25 protein-coding genes are annotated in these 20,611 nt (G+C 69.3%); 13 read left to right on the forward strand and 12 right to left on the reverse strand.

Going from position 1 to position 20,611, the window contains the following annotated elements:
- Nucleotides 1–24: 24 nt before the first annotated feature.
- From B7495_RS01800 to B7495_RS01810, 3 genes are read right to left on the reverse strand one after another with little or no spacing between them, the layout of a single operon-like run.
- Complete coding sequence (locus B7495_RS01800; RefSeq protein ID WP_240632347.1) at nt 25–1,023, reverse strand: GTP-binding protein; 999 nt, start codon at nt 1,021–1,023, stop codon at nt 25–27.
- Nucleotides 1,024–1,081: 58 nt separating this feature from the next.
- Nucleotides 1,082–1,507 (reverse strand): (2Fe-2S) ferredoxin domain-containing protein, encoded by a 426-nt coding sequence (locus tag B7495_RS01805; protein ID WP_151199508.1) that lies wholly within the window; start codon nt 1,505–1,507, stop codon nt 1,082–1,084.
- Between the two features lie 39 nt (nt 1,508–1,546).
- Entirely contained in the window at nt 1,547–2,587 is a 1,041-nt protein-coding gene (locus B7495_RS01810; protein WP_088455074.1) for a GTP-binding protein, read from the reverse strand.
- A gap of 45 nt (nt 2,588–2,632) precedes the next feature.
- Here B7495_RS01810 and ykgO point away from each other — a divergent pair, with 45 nt between their 5' ends.
- The 4 genes from ykgO (at nt 2,633) to B7495_RS01830 (ending at nt 5,878) form a co-directional block, all read left to right on the forward strand.
- Nucleotides 2,633–2,755, forward strand: a complete 123-nt coding sequence (ykgO, locus tag B7495_RS01815; RefSeq protein WP_088455075.1) for a type B 50S ribosomal protein L36 — start codon at nt 2,633–2,635, stop codon at nt 2,753–2,755.
- 71 nt (nt 2,756–2,826) lie between these two features.
- Entirely contained in the window at nt 2,827–4,203 is a 1,377-nt protein-coding gene (locus B7495_RS01820) for an FAD-binding oxidoreductase (RefSeq protein ID WP_205748700.1), read from the forward strand.
- A complete protein-coding gene (locus tag B7495_RS01825) occupies nt 4,200–5,546 on the forward strand; it encodes a class I SAM-dependent methyltransferase (RefSeq protein WP_088455076.1) in 1,347 nt (448 codons plus the stop codon). Before B7495_RS01820 ends, B7495_RS01825 begins: the two co-directional genes overlap by 4 nt.
- Nucleotides 5,547–5,596: 50 nt before the next feature.
- Nucleotides 5,597–5,878, forward strand: coding sequence for a hypothetical protein (locus tag B7495_RS01830; RefSeq protein ID WP_088455077.1), 282 nt, complete (start codon nt 5,597–5,599; stop codon nt 5,876–5,878).
- Between the two features lie 19 nt (nt 5,879–5,897).
- Here the strand turns inward: B7495_RS01830 and budA are convergent, their stop codons facing one another.
- Complete coding sequence (budA, locus tag B7495_RS01835; protein ID WP_240632348.1) at nt 5,898–6,626, reverse strand: acetolactate decarboxylase; 729 nt, start codon at nt 6,624–6,626, stop codon at nt 5,898–5,900.
- A gap of 28 nt (nt 6,627–6,654) precedes the next feature.
- Nucleotides 6,655–7,575, reverse strand: a complete 921-nt coding sequence (locus B7495_RS01840) for a hypothetical protein (RefSeq protein WP_088455078.1) — start codon at nt 7,573–7,575, stop codon at nt 6,655–6,657.
- Nucleotides 7,576–7,774: 199 nt separating this feature from the next.
- Here B7495_RS01840 and B7495_RS01845 point away from each other — a divergent pair, with 199 nt between their 5' ends.
- Nucleotides 7,775–8,314, forward strand: a complete 540-nt coding sequence (locus B7495_RS01845) for a universal stress protein (protein WP_205748701.1) — start codon at nt 7,775–7,777, stop codon at nt 8,312–8,314.
- A gap of 59 nt (nt 8,315–8,373) precedes the next feature.
- Here the strand turns inward: B7495_RS01845 and B7495_RS01850 are convergent, their stop codons facing one another.
- A complete protein-coding gene (locus tag B7495_RS01850; RefSeq protein WP_088455080.1) occupies nt 8,374–8,667 on the reverse strand; it encodes a PLDc N-terminal domain-containing protein in 294 nt (97 codons plus the stop codon).
- 215 nt (nt 8,668–8,882) lie between these two features.
- Between B7495_RS01850 and B7495_RS01855 the strand changes: the two genes are divergently transcribed.
- The gene (locus B7495_RS01855; RefSeq protein ID WP_088455081.1) at nt 8,883–9,524 is read left to right on the forward strand and encodes a ScbR family autoregulator-binding transcription factor; all 642 of its coding nucleotides are present in this window, start codon (nt 8,883–8,885) and stop codon (nt 9,522–9,524) included.
- A gap of 94 nt (nt 9,525–9,618) precedes the next feature.
- Here B7495_RS01855 and B7495_RS01860 read toward each other — a convergent pair whose 3' ends face one another.
- Nucleotides 9,619–10,050, reverse strand: a complete 432-nt coding sequence (locus tag B7495_RS01860; RefSeq protein ID WP_174776277.1) for an organic hydroperoxide resistance protein — start codon at nt 10,048–10,050, stop codon at nt 9,619–9,621.
- A gap of 128 nt (nt 10,051–10,178) precedes the next feature.
- Between B7495_RS01860 and B7495_RS01865 the strand changes: the two genes are divergently transcribed.
- The 3 genes from B7495_RS01865 to B7495_RS01875 all read left to right on the forward strand — a co-directional run bounded on the left by B7495_RS01865 (nt 10,179) and on the right by B7495_RS01875 (nt 11,656).
- The gene (locus tag B7495_RS01865; protein ID WP_088455082.1) at nt 10,179–10,733 is read left to right on the forward strand and encodes a MarR family winged helix-turn-helix transcriptional regulator; all 555 of its coding nucleotides are present in this window, start codon (nt 10,179–10,181) and stop codon (nt 10,731–10,733) included.
- Between the two features lie 58 nt (nt 10,734–10,791).
- Entirely contained in the window at nt 10,792–11,160 is a 369-nt protein-coding gene (locus tag B7495_RS01870; RefSeq protein ID WP_088455083.1) for a GNAT family N-acetyltransferase, read from the forward strand.
- Nucleotides 11,161–11,242: 82 nt separating this feature from the next.
- The gene (locus B7495_RS01875; RefSeq protein WP_088455084.1) at nt 11,243–11,656 is read left to right on the forward strand and encodes an Hsp20/alpha crystallin family protein; all 414 of its coding nucleotides are present in this window, start codon (nt 11,243–11,245) and stop codon (nt 11,654–11,656) included.
- Between the two features lie 24 nt (nt 11,657–11,680).
- On the opposite strand, the gene arsB is transcribed toward B7495_RS01875, so the two are convergent.
- Nucleotides 11,681–12,811 carry an ACR3 family arsenite efflux transporter gene (gene arsB, locus B7495_RS01880; protein WP_088455085.1) on the reverse strand — a complete coding sequence of 377 codons (1,131 nt, stop codon included), beginning with the start codon at nt 12,809–12,811 and terminating at the stop codon, nt 11,681–11,683.
- A 96-nt stretch (nt 12,812–12,907) separates the two neighbouring features.
- Between arsB and B7495_RS01885 the strand changes: the two genes are divergently transcribed.
- From B7495_RS01885 to B7495_RS01895, 3 genes are all read left to right on the forward strand, one after another.
- Nucleotides 12,908–13,258, forward strand: coding sequence for a metalloregulator ArsR/SmtB family transcription factor (locus B7495_RS01885; protein WP_088455086.1), 351 nt, complete (start codon nt 12,908–12,910; stop codon nt 13,256–13,258).
- Between the two features lie 49 nt (nt 13,259–13,307).
- The gene (locus B7495_RS01890; protein WP_088455087.1) at nt 13,308–13,493 is read left to right on the forward strand and encodes a hypothetical protein; all 186 of its coding nucleotides are present in this window, start codon (nt 13,308–13,310) and stop codon (nt 13,491–13,493) included.
- A 316-nt stretch (nt 13,494–13,809) separates the two neighbouring features.
- A complete protein-coding gene (locus tag B7495_RS01895) occupies nt 13,810–14,589 on the forward strand; it encodes a M23 family metallopeptidase (RefSeq protein WP_088455088.1) in 780 nt (259 codons plus the stop codon).
- Nucleotides 14,590–14,631: 42 nt separating this feature from the next.
- Here the strand turns inward: B7495_RS01895 and B7495_RS01900 are convergent, their stop codons facing one another.
- The 3 genes from B7495_RS01900 to B7495_RS01910 form a co-directional block, all read right to left on the reverse strand.
- Nucleotides 14,632–14,997, reverse strand: coding sequence for a CHY zinc finger protein (locus tag B7495_RS01900; RefSeq protein ID WP_088455089.1), 366 nt, complete (start codon nt 14,995–14,997; stop codon nt 14,632–14,634).
- 210 nt (nt 14,998–15,207) lie between these two features.
- Complete coding sequence (locus B7495_RS01905; RefSeq protein WP_088455090.1) at nt 15,208–16,113, reverse strand: thioredoxin domain-containing protein; 906 nt, start codon at nt 16,111–16,113, stop codon at nt 15,208–15,210.
- Between the two features lie 161 nt (nt 16,114–16,274).
- Nucleotides 16,275–17,597: a GNAT family N-acetyltransferase gene (locus B7495_RS01910; RefSeq protein WP_088455091.1), complete on the reverse strand. Its 1,323-nt coding sequence runs from the start codon at nt 17,595–17,597 to the stop codon at nt 16,275–16,277.
- Nucleotides 17,598–18,028: 431 nt separating this feature from the next.
- On the opposite strand from B7495_RS01910, the gene B7495_RS01915 reads away from it, so the two are divergent.
- Nucleotides 18,029–19,042, forward strand: a complete 1,014-nt coding sequence (locus B7495_RS01915; protein ID WP_088455092.1) for a LacI family DNA-binding transcriptional regulator — start codon at nt 18,029–18,031, stop codon at nt 19,040–19,042.
- Here the strand turns inward: B7495_RS01915 and B7495_RS01920 are convergent.
- Nucleotides 19,006–20,385 (reverse strand): glycoside hydrolase family 27 protein, encoded by a 1,380-nt coding sequence (locus B7495_RS01920; RefSeq protein WP_240632349.1) that lies wholly within the window; start codon nt 20,383–20,385, stop codon nt 19,006–19,008. The two genes, B7495_RS01915 and B7495_RS01920, sit on opposite strands and share 37 nt — an antisense overlap.
- Nucleotides 20,386–20,611 lie beyond the last annotated feature (226 nt).

The following is a 20,611-nucleotide window of genomic DNA, read 5'->3' on the forward strand; positions in this document are numbered from 1 at the left end:
ATCGTTATCAACTTGCTGAGGGTCTCACGCGCTGAGTCGGCGCAGTCTGGTGAGTCGGCGGAGCCCGATGCCGGCCGAGCCGGACGAGGACGGAGCGACGGTTCGCTTGAGGCGCTCGCGTACGACGGCCGTGTCAAGGTGCATGCCGATGGCCACCAGGGCATCCGCGCCCGCCTCGGTCGCGTGCCGGGCCAGGTGGATGTAGCGACCGACGACGTTGACGGCGTACCGGCGCATGCTCGCTCCGGAACCGACCATGATCGCTCCCTTGAGCCGGTATACCCCGTCCGGCGGGTCCTCGAGGAGGTCGACCAGTCGGCCGGCATCGACCGGCCCCCGCGCCAGGACCGTCACGGTGTCGGCGTGCGGGTGCCGGTCCTGGTCGCCGCCCGGGTCGGCGAGGGCGGCGAAGCTCAACTCGCCGTCTGGAGCTGGCCCGAGTGCGGCGTCGAAGACCAGGGCCGAGTCGATGCGACCCCGGGCGGTGGCGATTACGCGCGCCAGCGGATTGCGCTCCCGAATCCGTTGCTCGATGCGGGCCGGCACGGCGGTCCGCTGTCCGGCGGGGAGGCGATCGATCTTATTGATCACGATAAGGGACGCCGTCGAGTAGCGTGCCGGCGCCAGTCCTCCGGTGTCGACGGTGGTGAAGTGCTCCACAGCATCCAGAACGTCAATGAGCCCGCGGGGCCGCACGTTCGCGACGCCGCTGTAGCGGATGAGCCGGGCTAGCTCGGTCGGCTCGGCCACGCCGCTGGCCTCGACGATCACGGCGTCCAAACGCAGCCGGGGCGAGGTCAGCCTGTCGAGGGCGCCATCGAGGCCGCCCGCGTCCGGCAGGCAACAGACGCAGCCACCGCTGATGGCGGCGACCTCGTCGATCTGGCCGAACGTGAGCCCGGCATCGACGTTGATCTCGCCGAAGTCGTTGATCACCACGCCCAGGCGTGCGCCGGGCGCGCGCAGCAGGTGGTTGAGCAGGGTGGTCTTGCCGGCGCCGAGGTGGCCGGTCAGAGCGATCACCGGAACCTGCCTCAATCGTCTGCCCATTTCCCTGCGCCGGTACCCGACTGTCGACTGTTCAATTCCCGGTGCGGTGCGTCCGGATGGGCCGGCCGAGTCCGAGGATGGCGTCGTGCAGCGTGCCGGGTAGGTCGTCGGCCGGCAGTTCGATGCGGGGAGGCCCCCCGGAGCCGATCCAGTCCAGCAGTGCGCCCAGCACCGCCGCCTGGTCGACGCCGCCCAACCAGACGGATGGGCCGGTGGTACCAGTGGCGTCATCGCGACGGGCGACCGCGGCGACGGCCCCGCTGGCGCAGGCGCCCAGACATGGGGTGGCCACGAGTACGGTACCGCGGCCGCCGGCCACTGTGGCGCGCAATCTCTCCGCGCCGGTGCGGCCATCCGCCAGTCGGTGGAGGGCCTCACAGCGGTGGCCCGCGCAGAGGGCGACAAGAGGGCCGCTCGCGCCGGGGGCGGCCGAGGTTTGGGCGTGTGGGCTGGTCATGGGCGTGTCCTTCACGGTGCGGTCGGTGATGGTGTGGGGCTAGTCTTCGTCTCTGTTGAGGTCCCAGGCGGGGAACGGGTCGGCCAGGGTTCGCCACTCGAGCGGCCCGCCGATGAACTCGCGGTCGTCGAGCAGACAGGCATCGAGGTTCGCGGTCAGCTGGGAGGCGTCGAGGTCCCGGCCGAAGAAGGCGATCTCCTGGCCCCACGGCGAATCGGGGTCGTGACTGCCCATTCTGGTCGGCTCGAACTCGATGGTCGGGCCGGCACTGTTCCAGGACCCCACCACGTGCGGGCGGGACGCCAGGCGGAACAGCCCGCGCGAGCGCAGGATCTCACCCGAATTGGTCGCCTTGTCGCTGAGGAACGCGGCGAGGCGGCCCGGGTGGAACGGGCGCGGATCGCGGTAGACGACGCAGCCGAGACCGGTGCGGCTGGACGCCAGCAGCCCTTCGCCGTTCAGCTGTCGAATCCAGCCCGGGCTCTGCTGCAACCATTTCAGCATGTCCTCCCGCGGAGGCAGCAGCCAGGGGCTGACCGGGCTGTGGCCGTGCCGGGCGAAGACGACGTGGCTGGACGGGTTGAGCAGCCGCACGAAATCACGCAGGTCCGCGCAGTCGGCCGCGGTGGCCAGATCGGTCTTGTTGATGACCACCACGCTGGCCCACTCGATCTGCTGAACGAGGGCGTCGGCCACCGTGCGGTCGTGGTCACCGTGTGTGAGGCAGGGCACCGGCGGTCCCGGAGCGAGCCTCTCGCTGCGGATGTCCCGCCAGAAGCTGGACGCGTCGAGCACGCTCACGAAATTCCCCAGCCGGATGGCTGCGGCGTCGGGTCGGAGTGCTGGGTCGCCGCCGGCCGCGATGAGCGAGATGGCCACCTCCAGCGGGATCGCCGACGGATGCACCTCGAGCATCACGTCGGCCGGGGTGAGGGTGCCCGCGATGGCCAGGCTCACGGACTCCGGGTCTGAGCTCAACAGACCGATGCTGGGGCAACCGCTCGCGCGGGCGATGGAGGACTTGCCGGAGCCGGTGAGTCCGCTGACGAGGTTCACGGTGAGGAAGGTGGGCGGTGTCATGTTGATAGTCTATTGATATTCATTCTCATTAAGGAAGGTGTGGCCATGAAAGTACGCAATTCGCTCAAGGCACTGAAGAAGCTCCCCGGCGCCCAGATCGTGCACAGGCGGGGTCGGGTGTTCGTGATCAACAAGAAGAACCCGCGCCTGAAGGCCCGGCAGGGCTGAGCCGGTACCGATCGCCACGGGGAGGGGACGTGGCCGTCGCGTCCGGGGCGACCGCGGGCTATCGTGTGGGCGTGCCCGCACTTGTCGACGCGAAGCGCGCTCACGCCGCCGGCGTGCAGCGCCTACTCGAGAGCTATCGGGCCGTCCCCGACGGGGCCCCGATTCGGCTGGCCAAACCAACGTCGAACCTGTTCCGGGCACGCGCCAAGAACACCGTGCCGGGCCTGGACACCTCCGGGCTGACCGGCGTCATCGCGATAGACGAAGAGGCGCGGACGGCCGACGTGGCCGGCATGTGCACCTACGACGACCTCGTCGCCCAGGCGCTGCCCCACGGGTTGGCGCCGCTGGTGGTGCCGCAGCTGAAGACCATCACGCTCGGCGGCGCAGTCACCGGCCTCGGCATCGAGTCGACGTCGTTCCGCAACGGCCTGCCGCACGAGTCGGTGCGGGAGATGGACATCCTCACCGGCACGGGGGAGGTGCTCACCGTCTCGCCCACCGAGCACGCGGATCTGTACCGGGCCTTCCCCAACTCCTACGGGACGCTGGGGTACGCGGTGCGCCTGCGCATCGAGCTCGAACCCGTGAAACCGTTCGTCGCGCTCAGCCATCTGCGGTTCCACTCGCTCGTCGACCTGATCCGGGCCATGCACGGCATCATCGAGACCGGGATGTTCGACGGTGACGTGGTCGACTACCTCGACGGCGTGGTGTTCAACGCGGCGGAAAGCTACCTCTGCCTCGGTAGGAAGACCAGTGCGCCCGGCCCCGTGAGCGACTACACCGGCCAACAGATCTACTACCGCTCCATTCAGCACGACAGCGGGGTGACGGACGACCGCCTCACCATCCACGACTACCTCTGGCGCTGGGACACCGACTGGTTCTGGTGTTCGGAGGCGTTCGGAGCGCAGAATCCGCGGGTCCGCCGGCTGTGGCCGCAACGCTACCGGCGCAGCAGCGTCTACGGGAAGCTGATGAAATACGAACAACGATTCCACATCGGCGATCGCATCGAGAAACTGGCCGGCCGGCCGCCCCGCGAGCGCGTCGTCCAGGACATCGAGGTGCCGATAGAGCGGTGCGCGGAGTTTCTGGACTGGTTCCTGGACACCGTGCCGATCACACCGGTCTGGCTGTGTCCGCTGCGGTTGCAGGATGACACCGGCTGGCCGCTCTACCCGATCGGGCCGCGCCAGAACTACGTGAACGTCGGCTTCTGGTCGACGGTGCCGGTCGGGTCCACCGCGGGGGCGACGAACCGCCTGATCGAACGCGCGGTGCGTGATTTCGACGGGCACAAGTCGTTGTACTCCGACTCCTACTACTCCCGGGCGGAGTTCGACGAACTCTACGGCGGAGAAAACTACCGGGCAGTGAAGAACAGATACGACCCTGATTCACGTCTCCTCGACCTCTATGCCAAGGCGGTGCAACGACGATGACCACGTACCGGGAACGCTCGACGAAGTCGACTTCGCTGACGGATGCACCAGGGAAAACCGGATCGGCGGGGAAATACACCCTCGCCGAGGTGCTGGAGATCTTGGCAGGCGGCCGGCTTCCGCTGCGGTTCACGGCCTATGACGAGAGTTCGACCGGGCCGACGGACGCGTCGTTCGGGCTGGATCTGAGAACCCCCCGCGGCACGAGCTACCTGGCCACCGGCCGCGGCGACCTCGGCTTTGCCCGCGCCTACATCGCCGGCGACCTCGACATCCGCGGGGTGCACCCGGGGGACCCCTATGAGCTGCTCAAGGCCCTCGCCGACAGCCTCGTCTTCGCACGCCCACCGGCACGGATGATGGTCGACATGATCCGCTCCATCGGCGCCCGGCACCTGCGCCCGATAGCGCCGCCGCCCGAGGAAGCGCAGCCCCGGTGGCGCAGGATCACCGGAGGGCTCCGGCACAGCAAGACCCGGGATGCCGAAGCGATCCACCACCACTACGACGTCTCGAACACCTTCTACGAGTGGGTTCTCGGGCCGTCCATGACCTACACCTGCGCGTGTTACCCGCGCGGGAGCGCATCCCTCGAGGAGGCGCAGCACAACAAGTACCGACTCGTCTTCGAAAAGCTGCGACTGGAACCGGGCGACCGGTTGCTCGACGTGGGCTGCGGCTGGGGCGGCATGGTGCGCTACGCCGCCCACCGCGGCGTGCGAGCGACCGGTGTGACGCTATCGACCGAGCAGGCCGGCTGGGCACAGCGGGCCATCGCAGACGAGGGCCTGGGCCATCTGGCCGAGGTCCGTTACGCCGACTATCGCGATGTCACGGAAACCGGGTACGACGCGGTGTCGTCGATCGGGCTGCTCGAGCACATCGGCGTGCGCAACTATCCGTCGTACTTCGGGTTTCTGCAGTCCCGGCTGCGCCCCGGCGGGCTGCTACTCAATCACGCCATCACCTGGCCGGAGAATCACAAACCACCACAGCCGCGCGGATTCATCGATCGTTACGTCTTTCCCGACGGGGAGCTCACAGGGTCTGGCCGGATCATCAGCGAGGCGCAGGACGCCGGTCTGGAGGTTCTGCACGAAGAGAACCTACGGCAGCACTACGCGCTGACGCTACGCGACTGGTGCGCCAATCTCGTCGAGCACTGGGACGAGGCGGTCGCCGAGGTCGGGCTCCCCACCGCGAAAGTGTGGGGTCTGTATATGGCTGGATCGCGGCTCGGGTTCGAGAACAATGGCATCCAGTTGCACCAGGTGTTGATGTCCCGGCCCGACAAACCGGGCGCTGCCGGCGAGCTGCCGTTGCGGCCCTGGTGGACCCCGTAGTCGCCGTTCGTGCGGCCCGCACGGCTCCTGGAGCGGCCTACGCTGGGGGAATGTCACGCACCAAGCGCCTGAAGCCGAACGAGTTGGTTCACGAGTGGCCGGATGGCCCGGCCAGCGACGCCATCGGCGAGGTCGCGCGGACGTTCGCGGGCAACTTGCGCCGTGCCATCGGTTCGCGGAGCATCCGCAATGCCGCCGAGTCCTGCGGCGTGAACCACGCCACCCTGATCGGCATCCTGGACGGGCGGGCCTGGCCGGACATGGAGACCATCGCCAAGCTCGAACGTGGGCTGGATGCGGCGCTCTGGCCGGGGCACGTGACGAGGACCTGACCGGGTCGTTTTGGTTTGCTCAGCGGTGGTTTTCGGTCTGCTCGATCTGGTCGGCGAGATTGTCCGGGCTGAGGTCCGCGTTCTTGAACTCGGGTGTGAGCGGCAGTTCCAGGTGCAGGTCGGTACCGATGCAGATCTCGATGGTGCCCGAGAGTAACGCGAAGTCGAGCACGTGGCCGCCGTGCTGCCGGTCGGCGTCGACGAAGTGCACGTGCCCGCCGGGCACGCCGATGCCCTGCCCGTAAAGCGGGGTGCGGAACCCCGCGACGACGCCGGTGGAACGGCCGAACTCCAGGGTCTTCTCGCCCCGGATGGCCTCGGACATGGGCAGATACGGCTTCTCCTGCCGCTGCACGGCCCGCACCCGCACCCACTCGAACTCGCCGGTCAGCCGCACCGCGTAGAGGTAATTCGCGCTCTGCAGGGTCTCGTTGATCAGCGCCACCGCCTGATCGCGGGTGGCAGGCCCGGTGGCGGGGATGGTGACCGTGGGGACGAACTCGGTGACCACGGCGAACGGGGTCAGGTCGCCGGGCGCGGCGGGTGCCACCGTGCCGTCGACCCGCATCCGGTAGCAGACACCGTCGAGGATCAGCATCTCGCCGTCGAGCGCGTTGAAGGTGCCCAGGCCGAAGTCGCCGTGTTCGAGCAGGGTGGCCACGGTGGTGTCACCGTCGTAGATGCCGTCGAGCAGGGCGCTCATCAGGCTGGTCTGGTACACGAGATGGCGGCCGGCGGGGACGTCCACGATGGTTCCTCCTAAGCGTGCGGTGGGGTTAGAGCGACGGGATCAGCTCGGGCACCCGGCAGGGCTGGCCGTGGGCGTAGTTGAGGCAGGAGCCCAGGGCATCCGGGTACGGGTCGGGGTTGCCGGAGCCGAACCAGGCCGTGTAGAACAGCCAGAAGTTGAGGTTGCCGTGGGTGGAGCATCCGTCGCCATCACTGTCGGGGTCGGCGAGGGCCGCCTGGTTGGGCTGGTACGGGGTGTAGTTGTACAGGTTGGCGGTGGCCTGGTTCTGGATGTCGACGGTGCTCGCGCCGCACGCGGCGTCGGGGTTGTAGCCCACCTCGGTGTCGCCGATCTTGTAGGTGCGCTCGGGCTCCTGGGTGTACTGACGGAACTGCCAGGCCGCGTTGTAGACCTGGTTGAAGAAACCGAAGTACTCGGTCTCGCAGTCGGCCGTGTCGGGGCAACCGTAGCCGGTGGCGCGCAGGTAGCCGGACTCGGTGGGCCGGCTGAGCAGGGACTGCTCCTTCTGCAACAGCACCAGCAGAACGCGGGGGCTGATGCCGCAGGCCTCGGCGACCTTGCTGATGATGGTGCTCGCGTGTTCGTTCTCGGCGCCCGGGTAGGCGGCACAGTGGCCGGCACCCGCGGCGGGCTGGTCGACGGTGCTCTCGCGGTACTCCCAGAGGCAGGGTGAGCTGTCGGTGCGGATGCAGCTGCGCGACAGCAGGAACGACTGCACCTGCTGCTCGGTCATGGCGTCGGCGTTGAAGAAGGTGTAGTCGCTGACGATGCGGCCCGGCTCGAAGCCGGCCAGGTCGATCGTGTTCGTGGCGATGGGCGCGGTGGGGGCCGCGGTGGCGGGGTCGGCGCGCAGGGCGGCACTGACGAGGGCTGCGCCGGCCAGGACGACGACGAGAACGGCAGCCGTCGCGAGCGCGGACAAACGGTGGCGCTCGAAGTAGCTCATCCCCCGAGACTATCGAAGGCGTTGGGGCGCCGGGTGGGAGGCGGCTGCGAGAGACCGCGCCGGCGCGGCTCAGCGGCGGAGGGCGGCCGGAATTCCTCGCCCGAGATGCCCCGCGCTCTTCCGGCGGCAGGCTCGGGACGGTTGAATGGGAGGGAACCGCAGGAGTCGGACGCTCCGCCTTCCGCGGCAGGAGGTCACCATGGACGCTGACACCGGCACAGGTAAGGACCCTCGGCCCGCTGCGGGCGACGCGGCGGCGGTGCACGCCGAAGCGGCCGCGCAACCGGCACAGCAGCCCGGCCCGCGCACGGGCATCGTCGTCGGGCATGATGGATCGGCCGACGCTGATCACGCCCTGACCGTGGCTCTCGACCTGGCCGCCGACCTCAAGGTGCCGGTGACGATCGTGCGCGCCTGGACCATCGACACGGCTCCGCGCCCGGCGAACTGGGAGTTCGGCTATGTGTCGTCGTACTCGGACTACGCGGGCGCGGTGCGGGAACGCCTCGTGGACGACACCCGGGACGTCGTCGCCGAGCATCCGGGGCTCACGGCGGAGTACCGGGTGGCGCTGGGCGGGCCGGCCAAGACTCTGATCGAGGTCTCGCGGGGGTCCCGGATGCTGGTGGTCGGCTCCCGCGGGCGCGGTGGACTGGCCGGGATGCTGCTCGGCTCGGTCAGTGAGCAGTGCGTGCGGCACGCGGACTGCCCGGTGCTCGTAGTGCGGCCCCGGTCCTGACCCGCGGAAGCGGGACTGCCGGGTGCGGGGCTGCCGGGTGCGGGGCTGCCGGGTGCGGGTCAGCCGGCCTGGAGGCGGTTGCCCACCGCGAACCAGGCGAGCGCGCCGAACACCGGTGCGAAGACCACGGTCAACACCCACCGTGTGCGGGCCGGTTCGCTCAGGTGCACGGCGCGGACCACCTGCGCGAGGGCGGCCACGATGAGGACGAGGGCGCCCAGGCCGGCCAGGACGATGAGCGTCACGCCGATCAGAGCGCCCAGCGTGGCGCCGTCGATAGCGCCGCCGTCCAGGACATCTGTGCGCCCGAGCGTTCCTTGCCAGGCGGTGCCGAGTATTCCTGTGCTGTTCATTCGTCGGATTCCCCTCGATCCCGGCAGATGGTGCCCGGCGGCGGCGCTGGGCGGGTGGTGCGGTCGTGCGGTAGTCGTCGGCCGGGAAAACAGGTTCCCCCCGGAATGCTCGCCCGGCCTAATGGAAGCATACCAAACGGTATGCTTTCTGGTGAGACGAAGTCGGAATTGGTCTCGGTGCCGTGCCGGGTGCCCGTTTCCAGTCGAGGAGCGTCATGACCCAACAGGCTCGCGCCGTGGAAACCCGGGCGGCGATCATCCGCGCCGCCGCCGATGTCTTCGGCGCTGTGGGCTACGGCGGTGCCTCGATGGCGGATATCTGTGTCGCGGCCGGGCTCACCAAGGGGGCGCTGTACTTCCACTTCGCGTCCAAGGAGGCGCTGGCGCTGGCGGTCATCGACGCCCAGCATGAGCGGGCGCTCGGGCTCGGCGACGAGTTGCTGCACAGCGAGCAGCCCGGCCTGCACGTGCTGTTGCGGATGGCGTTCGAGCTGGGCAAGCAGGTGCGCGACGATCCGGTGTCGCGGGCAGGCATCCGCCTGACGATGGAATCGAGCAACCTCTCGGTGCCCGTAGTGACGCCATACGAGGACTGGATCGCGGCCTGCGAGCTGCTGCTGCGGCGCGCAATCCTCGACGGCGACGTGCGCGCCGACGTGGATGTCGCCGCCGCCGCCCGGTTCATCAGCCCGGCGTTCACGGGTGTGCAGGTGGTCTCCGGCGTGCTCACCGGCCGGGCGGACCTGATGCAGCGGCTCGTGGAGATGTGGTCGTTCGTGCTGCCGAGCCTGGTGGTGCCTGAGCGGTGGGACGTGCTGCGGACCCTGCCCGCGGAGATGGCCGACGTCTGGGGGTAGAGCCTGCCGGTGGCGCAACTGGTGCCCGTGCGGACAATTGGTGCCGGTGTGCCGGACGCAATTGTCCGCACGGGACGCAGAGCGAAGGTGGTGGCTAGTCCTCGTCGGTGACGACGGTGAGCTTCACGGCGATGTTGCCGCGGGTGGCGCGGGAATACGGGCAGACCGCGTGTGCGGCTTCCATGGCTGCCTGCGCTGTGGCCGGGTCTGCGCCGGGGATCTGGGCCTCGATGGTGACCTCGAAGTCGAGGCCGGTGGCCATGCTGCCGACGAGGTTGACGGTGAGGGTGACGGCGGATTCCGACACGTCGACCTTGTTCTGGCGGGCGGTGGCCTTGAGGGCGTTGTGGAAGCAGGCCGCCCAGCCGCTGGCGAAGAGCTGCTCGGGGTTGGTGCCGGGTCCGTCGTCGCCGCCCATGTCCTTGGGGATGGACAGGTCGAGGTCGAGCTTGTTGTCGCTGGTGACGACCTTGCCGGTGCGTCCACCCCAGGAGGTGGCGGATGCGGTGTAAATGGCGTTGGTCATGATTGTCTTCTTTCGGGTAGAGCGGAGCACACTGGACTCAGTCGTAAACACGCAGAGTGTTCGACATCGAGCCGACAAGTGCTTCGTATTCGAAACAACTTCTTTCTCACCCTAACGGAGGACCGACCATGGGAATTCCCGAACCATCCATCTCGGCCGATGAGATGCGTGCCTGGGCGGCCCTGTTCGAGACGTCGAACATCGTGCAGTACGCGGCCGACCGCAATCTGCGCGACTCCGTGGGCCTCACCCTCGCGCAGTTCGAGATTCTCCTGCGCATCGGCGAAGCCGGCACCGTTGGGCGGCGCATGACCGACATCGCCGATTCACTCACGGTCTCCCGCAGTGGGCTCACCTACCAGGTCGGCCAGTTGGAGCGGAAGGAGCTGGTGCTTCGGCAGCCAGCCCCCGACGACGACAGGTCGGTCATCGCCCACATCACTCCGGCGGGCCTCGACCTGCTGCGGACGGGCATCCCCGGTTACGTCGACCTGGTGCGGGAGATGCTCTTCGACAGGCTCAGCCATGCCGACCTGATGACCGTCACCGAGATCCTCGACGATGTGCGCCGCCAGCTCAAGGAGCAGCCGAAGCGGTCAACCTACCGGCGGGCGCGGCGCAGCGTCGCTCAGGCGGGTGCGGATGCCGCGGCGGCGGCCGGCGCGGTGCCGACCACCGAGTAGCGCCGGATGGGCAGCCGCGAGGGGTTGCATCCGTCGGCGCGCTGGGCAGACTGGGGGGATGAGCATCCCCACACATGGCGATAGTCAGCCCGGTGCCGGCGAGCAGCGCACCGTCGAACTCGTCGAGGATGAGCGCCGGTACGTGCTGCTGCTCGACGGGGTGCAGGTGGGCCACACCGTCTACGCCGATCACGGCGAGCAGCGGGTGTTCGTGCACACCGAGATCAGCATGGACCAGTCCGGCAAGGGCCTGGCGTCGACGCTGGTGGCGGCCGCGCTCGCCGATGTGCGGGCGCGCGGGCTGCGGGTTGTGGCGTTGTGCCCGTTCACGGCCGCCTACCTGCGCGGGCATCGCGAGTACGACGATATTCTCGACCCGCTGACCCCGCGGCTGAAGGCCGATCTGCGCGCGGCGCAGCTGATCTAGCGCCCGTCGCGCGGCCTGCGCGGGCCACGGCGCGGGGGTACTCTGTGCAGCGAAAACAGGCCGAACCCCAAGGAGATGCATCATGGCTGGTGGAGTAGCGCGCCGCGACCGATTCGAATTGCCCGACTCGGTGCGACGCTTTTTTGAGGGCGACTGGGAGTCCGCAGCCCTGCGGGTGGAGGAATACCAGGAGGGTGACACCCTCGTGGTGAAAGCCGAGATGCCCGGCATCGACCCCGACAAGGACGTGGACATCTCGGTGTCCGACGGGGTCCTGCACATCCAGGCCGAACGCCAGGAGACCAGCGAACACAAGGAGAAGGGCGGCTACCGCACCGAATTCCGCTACGGCTCCTTCGCCCGCGACATCCCGTTGCCCAGCGGCAGCAAGGACTCCGACGTCTCGGCCAGCTACCGGGACGGCGTACTCGAGGTGCGGGTGCCCGTCGCCGAGCGCGAGCAGACGACGTCGAAGATCCAGGTGACCCGCGGCTGAGCCTGCACCGCTGGCACTGACGGGTCAGACGGCGGTCGTCGCCGCCGCCTTGGTGGATGCCGGTTCGCCGGCTGCTGCTGCCCGCGGCGCCGGCTCGTGGCCGAACAGCTTCGGGCGCAGCCACAGCGACACGTAGACCAGGGCGATCAGAGCCGGCACCTCGATCAGCGGGCCCACGATGCCGGCCAGGGCCTGACCGCTCGTGGCGCCGAACGTGCCGATGGCCACCGCGATGGCCAGCTCGAAGTTGTTTCCCGCCGCCGTGAAGGCCAGCGTGGCCGTGCGGGCGTACGACAGCCCGACCAGCCGGCCGGCCAGAAAGCCCGCCCCGAACATCACCGCGAAGTAGACCAGCAGCGGCAGGGCGATGCGCACCACGTCCAGCGGCCGGTCGATGACCTGCTGACCCTGCAGGGCGAAGAGCAACACGATCGTGAAGAGCAGTCCGTAGAGCGCGAATGGGCCCACCCGCGGCAGGAACCGGCTCTCGTACCAGGCGCGGCCACGGGCGGCCTCGCCGATGCGACGGGAGAGGTAGCCGGCCAGCAACGGAATTCCGAGGAACACCAACACGCTCGCGGTGATCGCCCAGATGGAGAACTCGGCGCTGGTCGTGGCCAGGCCGAGCCAGGCCGGCAGCACCTGCAGGTAGAACCAGCCGAGGGCGGCGAACGCGATGACCTGGAACACCGAGTTGATCGCCACGAGGAACGCCGCGGCCTCCCGGTCGCCGCAGGCCAGGTCGTTCCAGATGAGCACCATGGCGATGCACCTGGCCAGACCCACGATGATCAGCCCGGTGCGGTATTCGGGCAGGTCGGGCAGGAAGACCCAGGCGAGCGCGAACATCAGCGCCGGGCCCACGAGCCAGTTCAGCACCAGCGAGGACACCAGCAGGCGCCGGTCGCCGGCGACGGCGCGGGCATCCGAGTACCGCACCTTGGCGAGCACCGGATACATCATCACCAACAGGCCCACCGCGATCGGCACGCTCACCGAGCCGATCGAGAACGCGTGCAGCAGGTCGCCGACGCCGGGCGCGAAGACGGCGAGCAGTAGCCCGAGCCCCATCGCGAGGAGAATCCAGACCGGCAGCAGCCGATCGGTGGTGCCGAGCTGCGCGGCGGCAGGGGCGGGCTGGTCGGCGGATGTCATGGTGCTCCATCGGTCGCGGCTGGGAAATAGATGAACGTCGATATTGAGTGTGGCGACAGCATCGATGGATGTCAATTCGCGTGTCAGAATGGGGGGATGGTGAACGTCGAACTTCTGCAGGCCCCCGCGGCGGTCGAGTGCTGCGCGCCGCCCGCCCGCCAAGCGCTCGCCGCGGACGGCGCGGAAAAGCTTGCGAAGACCCTCAAGGCCATCGCCGATCCGGCCCGGCTTCGGCTGATCTCGATGGTCGCCGCCCACGACGACTCCGAAGCCTGCGTCTGCGACCTCACCGAACCCCTCGGCCTCAGTCAGCCCACGGTGTCCCACCATCTCAAAGTGCTGGTGGATGCCGGTATTCTCTCCCGGGACAAGCGCGGCACCTGGGCGTACTACCGACTGGTGCCCGGCGCTCTCGACGCCCTGGCCCAGTCGGTCGTCACCGTCTGAGCCCTCGGGTCCACTGGAACCACCCAGCCGCGCTTTGTAGAGTGAAGGCATGACAATGGCACCCGATCACGCCGTGCGCCGCAGCGCGCTGTTCGGCTGGCTGTGGAGCGTCGCGGTTCTCGGCCTCGGCCTCTGGGTGAGCCTGGCCACCGGTGAGTGGATCGCCTTGCTGTGCGCGGCAGGCCTGGTCATCCTGCCGATCGGCGGCCTGGCCCTCCGCGCCAGACGACCCTAGCGACACCCCCGCCGATGTGTGCGTACGCATGCACGCACACGGTTTACCCAGAAACGTGACGTAACGTCATTTACCTGCGCGCGGGGCCGACGTCGTCGCCGTGTGCTGGATTCCCATTCGGCGGTGCCACCTTCACGGTTCCCGCCCGCTCCACGCCCTATCCGGCCTGCCCTGTCACCTGACGCGGGCCGCTGCCGGTGAGTGACCCTTTCGAGGCCTGGTGGATCCGCATCCTGATCCCGCATCGACCAGAAAGCTTTTGCCATGTCCATTTGCACCGTGCACATCCTTGCCCACGTTTCGGCCGGGGAGTTTCATGCGTAGGCGCAGCGGATTCATCAAGCCGCCCTCCCGCCGCCGGCAGGTCACCGCCGTCACCGCCATGACCTTTGTGGCGCTGCTCACCACGGCCGGTGCGCTGCCCGCGCAGGCCGCTTACGTGGATGCCGACGGTGCTCCGGCCAGCGCGGCTCAGGCGTCCGCCGCCAGGGTAGCCCAGGCCGAGGCCGCACCGGCACAGAGCATCAGCGTGACCGCCGCAGCGCCCGTCCCCGTGCAGGTGGACACCTACACGGCCAAGGAGGTCGCGCCGCCACCACCACCCGTGGTCGTCGCCCCCGCCGCCGCGGCCGCGGCCACCGCCGTTGCCGCCGCCCCCGCCGGGGCGAGCGTGCGCTGGCCGTTCCCCGGCTCCATCCGCATCTCCGACGGGTACGGCCCCCGCTCGGCGCCCTGCGCGGGATGCTCGACCTTCCACGACGGCCTCGACATGAACCCCGGCCAGGGAACCCCGATCGGTTCCGTCGCCGACGGCGTCGTGAGCTCGGTGACCGCGTACGACAACGGCGGCCTGGGCGTGCACGTCATGATCGATCACGTCGTGAACGGTCAGAACGTCACCAGCACCTACGGGCACATGCTCGCCGGCTCCGCCGCCGTGAGTGTGGGCCAGTCCGTCACGGCCGGTCAGGTGATCGGCAACGTCGGCAGCACGGGCCAGAGCACGGGACCGCACCTGCACCTGGAGCTGCACCTCGACGGCGTCACCGCCATCGACCCGTACTCCTGGTTGACCGAGCACGCGGGGCCGATGTAGCCGACCCCGGGGCCATACGGCGCCGGTCGCCCGGGCCGGGAGTCAGGGCGTCGGCGGCGTCACCTGGAAGTACAGGTGGGCGTGCAGACGACATCCGTCATTGAAGGGCGACCCGCACGCCGGGCAGGCGGACACGGACCTGTAGACCTCGATCGTGAGGGTCTGCCCGCACGCCCCGCAGAGAATCGCCCGCTCGGCCCACTCCGCCGGCTCCCACTGCGCTGCCGGGTGCGATTCGGCGTCGGCGTGACACTGGAAGCACGGGTAGAACCTGTCGCAGCAGCGGAACCTGATCGCGACGATGTCGGTGGGCCCGGCGTAATGCACGCACCGGGTGTTCGCATCGACGGTGGCGCCGTAGACGCGCGGCCTGGCCGGGTGCCGGTCGGCCGGGACTTCGTGCAACATGCCGTCTCCTTCGGGTCCAACAGCGCGGTCACCCGTTCGCATCCGCTCGCATCCGCTCGCATCCGCTCGCATCCGCTCGCATCCGCTCTCGTGCGCGGAGAACAACTGTGGCCGGTGCGGACTTCTGCGCCCGGTGTGCCGGGTGCACTTGTCCGCACCGGCCACAGTAGCCGAGCTGGATGCCGTCGCGGGAGTCCGCGCGGGCAGTGGCTACTCGCCCGAGTCGGTGCCGCTGGTGTCGGTCGTCGCGGTGGCCTGCTCCAACACGAACGCCTCGAAGGCTGCCGCGTCGCCGAGGTCGCCCTCATACTTGACGCCCTGCACGAGGACCGTCGGGGTGCCGGCGAGCGCGCCGATGTCGGTGTTGGGCAGCGGGTTGTCCAGAGCGCGGTCGGTGGCGTCGCCCACCCAGTCGGCGAACTCCTGGTCGGTGATGCAGGTGGCCACGGATTCGTCGGTGACGCCGGCCTCCTCCACCAGGCTGACGAGCTCAGCATTGCTGAGGCCGGTCGTGCCCTCGGTGGGCTGGTTCGCGAACAGGGCGCTGTTCACGTCGAGGAAGCTGTCCGGCTGGTAGTTGGCCACGCAGGCGGCGGCGTTGGCCGACCTGGTGGAGTACTTGCTGCCGCTCGAGGACTGGTCGAGGATCGAGATCGGGTGCGTCTCGAGGGTGATGTTGCCCGCGGTGAGCCAACTGGTGAGCTGGGCGCCGTTCGTGGTCTCGAACTGGCCGCAGTATGGGCACAGGTAGTCCAGGTACACCGCGATGTTCACGGTGCTGGTGAGCTCGCTCACATCGGTGGGCACTGGCTCGGCGTCGGCCGCGGTCGCCGCGGTCGTCACGGCGCTGATGGTGGTGCCGTCACCCTGCATCAGGATGCCGTCGCTGGCCATGTTGAGCGGCCCGGGCGAGGGCGGCTTGACGCTGCCCACGATCAGGACGGCGACGATGACGGCCACGGCCACCAGGGCCAGGCCGATGCCGCCGCGGAGGAACCAGCGATTGCGCGTCTCGCGCTTCTTCTGCTCCTCCCGCTGGATGCGGGCGGTCTCGCGCGCGACCTCACGGCGATCCTTCTTCGGGGGGAGCGCCTGGCCGGGGGTTTTTGAGTTCATGGGCTATCTGTGCCGTTTCGTCGGGACTGGTTCTCACCCCGACGATATCGACCCGGCCTATGAGGCCGGTTGCCGGGTGCTGTGAGCTAGCTGGGAGGGCAGCCCGAGCCGGGCACCCAGATCAGCCTAAGACCAGATCGGGGTGCGCCGGGAGCGATCGGCTAGAACCAGGTGCTCAGGTGCGGGGCGTAGGCGGAGTGCAGCGCCGTGTCCAGCCGGATGGCGGCATCCGGGGACTTCTCGGTGATCCGGCCGGCGCGGGCGAGGTCGACCGCGCTCGTGCCGCCGAGGTACAGCGACGCGAGGTCCGCTGCCGAGAGGGCCACCTCGACGGCGCCGGCCGGGGCCGTACCGGTGAGCGGATGCGCCTGCCCCGACCCGTCGGCGGCCACGGTGAGCAGAAACCGGCCCTCGGCGAAGCCGAGGTCGTCGGTGACGTCGAGCAGGTAGTCGCCCGGCGCCGCGTAGCTGCGGGCGCCGAGCGCCACCGGAACGTCGAGGATGCGCAGCCAGAGGTGGTCGCGTTCGCTGGTCTTGCGCACGGCGCGGTGGTCGGAGACCTGCCAGGCCACCGGCTCGGAGACGCTGCGGAGGCCCGCGTTGATCTCGCTGACCATGTCCATCTCGATCACGAACCGCCAGAGCGCGGCATAGGCGTCGTCGGTGGCCGCGACGAGGTCGACAAGCTTGAGCTGGCCGGGGTGGCTGACGTTCTGCAGCGCGATCTCGTAGAGCGCGAATCCGGCGATGGCGCCGTCGGCATCGTCGTAGCGCACCGCGCGGATGCCGCGCTTGTGCGCGTCGGGTTCGTTCGGCAGCAGGCCAAGGGTACGCTTCCACCAGATCTCGCGACGGTCGACCTCGCCGGGGGAGCGATCGCGGGTGCGTTCGAAGACTTCGGGGCCGTCGGCGAGCAGCGATTCCGGGCTGACGAACTGAACGCGGCCGGCCGGGGTTGGGCCGGTCCAGCGGGCCCGCTGGGTGTCGACGACGTACGAGGACTGCCGAGCCGACGGTCCGAAACCGTACCGGCCGTAGATGGTGGCTTCGGAGACCGTGAGCATGGCGATCGGCAGGCCGAGCCGCTGGGCGGTGCGGAGCTCCGAGGTGAGCATGGCCCTGGCAATGCCCTGGCGGCGGTGGGTGGGGGAGACGGTGACCGAGCTGATCGCCCAGGTGCCCAGGGCGGTGCCGCCGGGCACGGTCAGGCCCATCTCCCAGGACCGTATCGTGGCGACCGGGGTCTCCGGGTCGGCCTGCGAGGCGTCCCAGACGCCGGTGACCCTGTCGGTGGCGATGTCCTCGACCTGCACCTCGAGGGTGCCCTCGGTGGGCGTGACCTCGTGGAAGCCGCGGGCATCCGCCAGCAGCCAACGCTTGAGGCCCGCCTCGTCGTCGGCGTCGAGCACCGCCAGTCTCAGGCCGCGTTCGGCGAGGTTTGCGGTGGATTCGGGGTCGACGGGTGCGGAGGCGTAGGCATTCACCCATCCAGCCTACTCACGCCGATCCGGCGCGGACCGGGTGGGTGGCGGCCCGCTTGTCACCGATGCGGACGTCGTCGGCGGCGACGGTACCGGGATGGTGTTCCTGGCGCAGGCGAGTGCCCTCCACGTCTCGTGGACCACTTTCCTCCCGCAGGCAGGTGTCCTTCGCGGCGGCACGGGTTCTAGCGTGTACCGCCGGGACTGACCTGTGCCGCCGGGACTGGCGCGTGCCGAGAGGCCCGCGGCGCCGGAAGCGGGGCGAGGCCCCGCCGGGAATGGACCGCGCCAGAGGCGCCAGGCGGCTGCAACGTTGTAATGGAGGCGGTAAGTTCGGACGTGAGCAGACCGACGCGCCGAGGACGGTGTGTGGCCGCGCGGCGCCGCGACCGCGCGCACGGACTGTTCGCGGCACTGACCGACAGGGAGCGAAATTGGCAGCAACACTGCGCGATGTGGCGGCGCTGGCCGGGGTGTCGATCAAGACCGTCTCCAATGTGGTCCATGACTTTCAGCACATCCGGCCCGCAACCCGGGAGAGGGTGCGCGCGGCCATCGACGAGCTCGGCTACAAGCCCAACATCTCGGCACGCAGCCTGCGCTCCGGCCGCACCGGTGTGATCGGCCTGGCCCTGCCCGAGCTCAGCCTCAGCTACTTCGCCGAGCTGGCGGATGCGATCATCCAGGCCGCCGAGCGCCGTCACCTGGTGGTGCTGCTCGAGCAGACCGGTGGCGGTGACCGCGGCCGCGAGATCGCCATGCTCTCGAGCCCGCGGCTACAGCTGACCGACGGCCTGATCTTCAGCCCGCTGGGCCTGAGCACCGACGATGCCGCCATGCTCAACGTGGGCTACCCGATGGTGCTGCTCGGTGAGCGGGTCTTCGGCGGACCCGTTGACCACGTCACCATGCACAACGTGGAAGCCTCGAAGGCGGCGACCCTGCACCTGATCAGCCGGGGCCGGCGCCGGATCGCCATCATCGGCGCGCACGAGGGCGAGGTGGTGGGCTCCGCCGTGCTGCGTGTGCAGGGTTATCGCGAGGCCCTCGCTGAGGCCGGCATCCCGTTCGACCCGGCCCTGATCTGCAATGTGGGCCGGTGGCACCGGGCGGACGGCGCCGAGGCGATGCGCGCCCTGATCGACACCGGCGTCAGTTTCGACGCGGTGTTCGGGCTCAACGACACCCTGGCGCTCGGCGCCATGCGGGTGGCTCAGGTGGCCGGGCTGCGGGTACCGGAAGACGTGATGTTCATCGGCTTCGACGCCCTCGACGAGACTAAGTACTCCCTGCCGACCCTGTCGACCATCGACCCCGGCCGCGACGAGATCGCCGACACCGCGGTGCGCCTGCTCGTGCAGCGCATCGAGGAGGGCGTGACCCCGCGGGTGCCCGAGGTCTACCTGGCCGACTACACCGTGATCGACCGGGAGTCGACGGCAGGCTGACTGGACTGGTGCTCGAGGGGGGTGTCGAGGTGCATAAGACGGCAGCCGTGTGCCGGCACCCGCAGGGTGAGGCCGCCGTTCGTCACCGCGACCTGATCGCCGTGCCACAGGTCGGTGGCCGTGGCCGCCCCGGCCGGTGCGCCCAGCGCCGACAACGGCAGATGGATCTCCCTGGCGGCGTCCGCGGTGTTGAACACGGCCACGTAAATCGCCGCCGGCTCCTCGACTTCGGCCCCGGCAACCGAACTCCACACGATGGTGTCACCCTCCCGCCAGAGCTCCCGCTGGCCGTGCGAGTCGCGGTGCATGCGCAGCACCGCCGGGTTGGTGAGCAGGGCCAGGGTCTGGGATGGGGTGGACGGCAGGTCGCCGCCGAACATCAACGGGGACCGGGCCAGGCACCACAGCGTGAGCATGGTGCGCTGTTCGTCCGGCGTGAGCCGGCTCATCCGGTCGTCGCCGCGTTCGGCCCGGATGCCGATGCGCCCCAACGGCAGCATGTCGGCGTCGGCCCAGGCTCCGGGGCGCTGGTGCGGTGCCCAGCGCGCGAGCCGGCCGAACTGGTCGAGGATGTCCTCCCAGCGGTCCCAGAGATCGTCGGACACTCGCCAGAGCTCGGCGTTTGCGGCCAGGTGCTCGCGGTGGGCCTGGGAGAGATCGGTGCCGGGGGAGAGGCTGAGGGTGATCGGGCGTCCGGAGCGGGCGATGGCCAGGGCGTAGGCCGCAATTTCGCGGGAGTGGTACGGCGCGAGCATGTCGTCGGCCTTGATGAAGTCCACGCCCCAGGTCGCGAACTGGGCCACCTGGGCGTCGTAGTAGGCCTGCGCGCCGGGGTGGTCGTGGTTCAGGCCCACGTTGTCCGGGTTCCAGGTGCAGGCCGAGGCCGGGTCGGCGATGTCGGCGGCGGTCACCCCGGCACGCTCGAAGACGGGCAGGGCCCGCTCCACCGCGGCGCGCGGGATCCCGCGCATGATGTGCAGCCCGAAACGCAGGCCGAGCGCGTGCACCCGGGCGGCGAGCGGGGCGAAGCCGGCGCCGGCGGCCGCCGACGGGAACCGGTTGGTGGCGGGCAGCTGGCGGCCCCAGGCATCCATCTCGATGCCGGGCTTCTCGTTGTAACCACCCGCGCGGGCGGCGGGGTCGTACCAGGCGATGTCGACCACGATGGTGTCCCAGCCGAAGCGCAGAAGGTGTTCGGCCATGAACTCGGCGTTGGCCAGCACCTCGGCCTCGGTGACGGTGGTGCCGTAACAATCCCAGGAGTTCCAGCCCATCGGAGGCCGGTCGGCGAGTGGGGCGACGGTGTCGTGCATGGCCAGGTCAGCGGGGAATTCGAGGGACATCGGGAGGCTCCGGTTCGGTGGGCCGCCCCGGCCACGGCCGGTAACGGGACGATAACATTTATTGCAACGTTGGAATTTTTTACCGGGATTCGTTGCGTATGCACCGAGCCTGTCATACTGTTACAACGTTGTAAATCACTCAGGACGCGGATGTCCGACCCGACGGGCCGTGGCATCCACCACTCACAGCACAGCCAATCGGGAAGGAACTACGTGATGAAGAGGT

The organism is Cryobacterium sp. LW097 (genome assembly GCF_002205495.2).
Taxonomy (GTDB): Bacteria; Actinomycetota; Actinomycetes; order Actinomycetales; family Microbacteriaceae; genus Cryobacterium; species Cryobacterium zongtaii.

Coding starts and splice junctions, on each gene's coding strand:
- B7495_RS01805 (WP_151199508.1), bottom strand. CDS start 1,507: ATGACCAGCCCACACGCCCAAACCTCGGCCGCCCCCGGCGCGAGCGGC.
- B7495_RS01810 (WP_088455074.1), bottom strand. CDS start 2,587: ATGACACCGCCCACCTTCCTCACCGTGAACCTCGTCAGCGGACTCACC.
- ykgO (WP_088455075.1), top strand. CDS start 2,633: ATGAAAGTACGCAATTCGCTCAAGGCACTGAAGAAGCTCCCCGGCGCC.
- B7495_RS01825 (WP_088455076.1), top strand. CDS start 4,200: ATGACCACGTACCGGGAACGCTCGACGAAGTCGACTTCGCTGACGGAT.
- B7495_RS01830 (WP_088455077.1), top strand. CDS start 5,597: ATGTCACGCACCAAGCGCCTGAAGCCGAACGAGTTGGTTCACGAGTGG.
- B7495_RS01840 (WP_088455078.1), bottom strand. CDS start 7,575: ATGAGCTACTTCGAGCGCCACCGTTTGTCCGCGCTCGCGACGGCTGCC.
- B7495_RS01845 (WP_205748701.1), top strand. CDS start 7,775: ATGGACGCTGACACCGGCACAGGTAAGGACCCTCGGCCCGCTGCGGGC.
- B7495_RS01850 (WP_088455080.1), bottom strand. CDS start 8,667: ATGAACAGCACAGGAATACTCGGCACCGCCTGGCAAGGAACGCTCGGG.
- B7495_RS01855 (WP_088455081.1), top strand. CDS start 8,883: ATGACCCAACAGGCTCGCGCCGTGGAAACCCGGGCGGCGATCATCCGC.
- B7495_RS01860 (WP_174776277.1), bottom strand. CDS start 10,050: ATGACCAACGCCATTTACACCGCATCCGCCACCTCCTGGGGTGGACGC.
- B7495_RS01865 (WP_088455082.1), top strand. CDS start 10,179: ATGGGAATTCCCGAACCATCCATCTCGGCCGATGAGATGCGTGCCTGG.
- B7495_RS01870 (WP_088455083.1), top strand. CDS start 10,792: ATGAGCATCCCCACACATGGCGATAGTCAGCCCGGTGCCGGCGAGCAG.
- B7495_RS01875 (WP_088455084.1), top strand. CDS start 11,243: ATGGCTGGTGGAGTAGCGCGCCGCGACCGATTCGAATTGCCCGACTCG.
- arsB (WP_088455085.1), bottom strand. CDS start 12,811: ATGACATCCGCCGACCAGCCCGCCCCTGCCGCCGCGCAGCTCGGCACC.
- B7495_RS01885 (WP_088455086.1), top strand. CDS start 12,908: ATGGTGAACGTCGAACTTCTGCAGGCCCCCGCGGCGGTCGAGTGCTGC.
- B7495_RS01890 (WP_088455087.1), top strand. CDS start 13,308: ATGACAATGGCACCCGATCACGCCGTGCGCCGCAGCGCGCTGTTCGGC.
- B7495_RS01895 (WP_088455088.1), top strand. CDS start 13,810: ATGCGTAGGCGCAGCGGATTCATCAAGCCGCCCTCCCGCCGCCGGCAG.
- B7495_RS01900 (WP_088455089.1), bottom strand. CDS start 14,997: ATGTTGCACGAAGTCCCGGCCGACCGGCACCCGGCCAGGCCGCGCGTC.
- B7495_RS01905 (WP_088455090.1), bottom strand. CDS start 16,113: ATGAACTCAAAAACCCCCGGCCAGGCGCTCCCCCCGAAGAAGGATCGC.
- B7495_RS01920 (WP_240632349.1), bottom strand. CDS start 20,385: ATGTCCCTCGAATTCCCCGCTGACCTGGCCATGCACGACACCGTCGCC.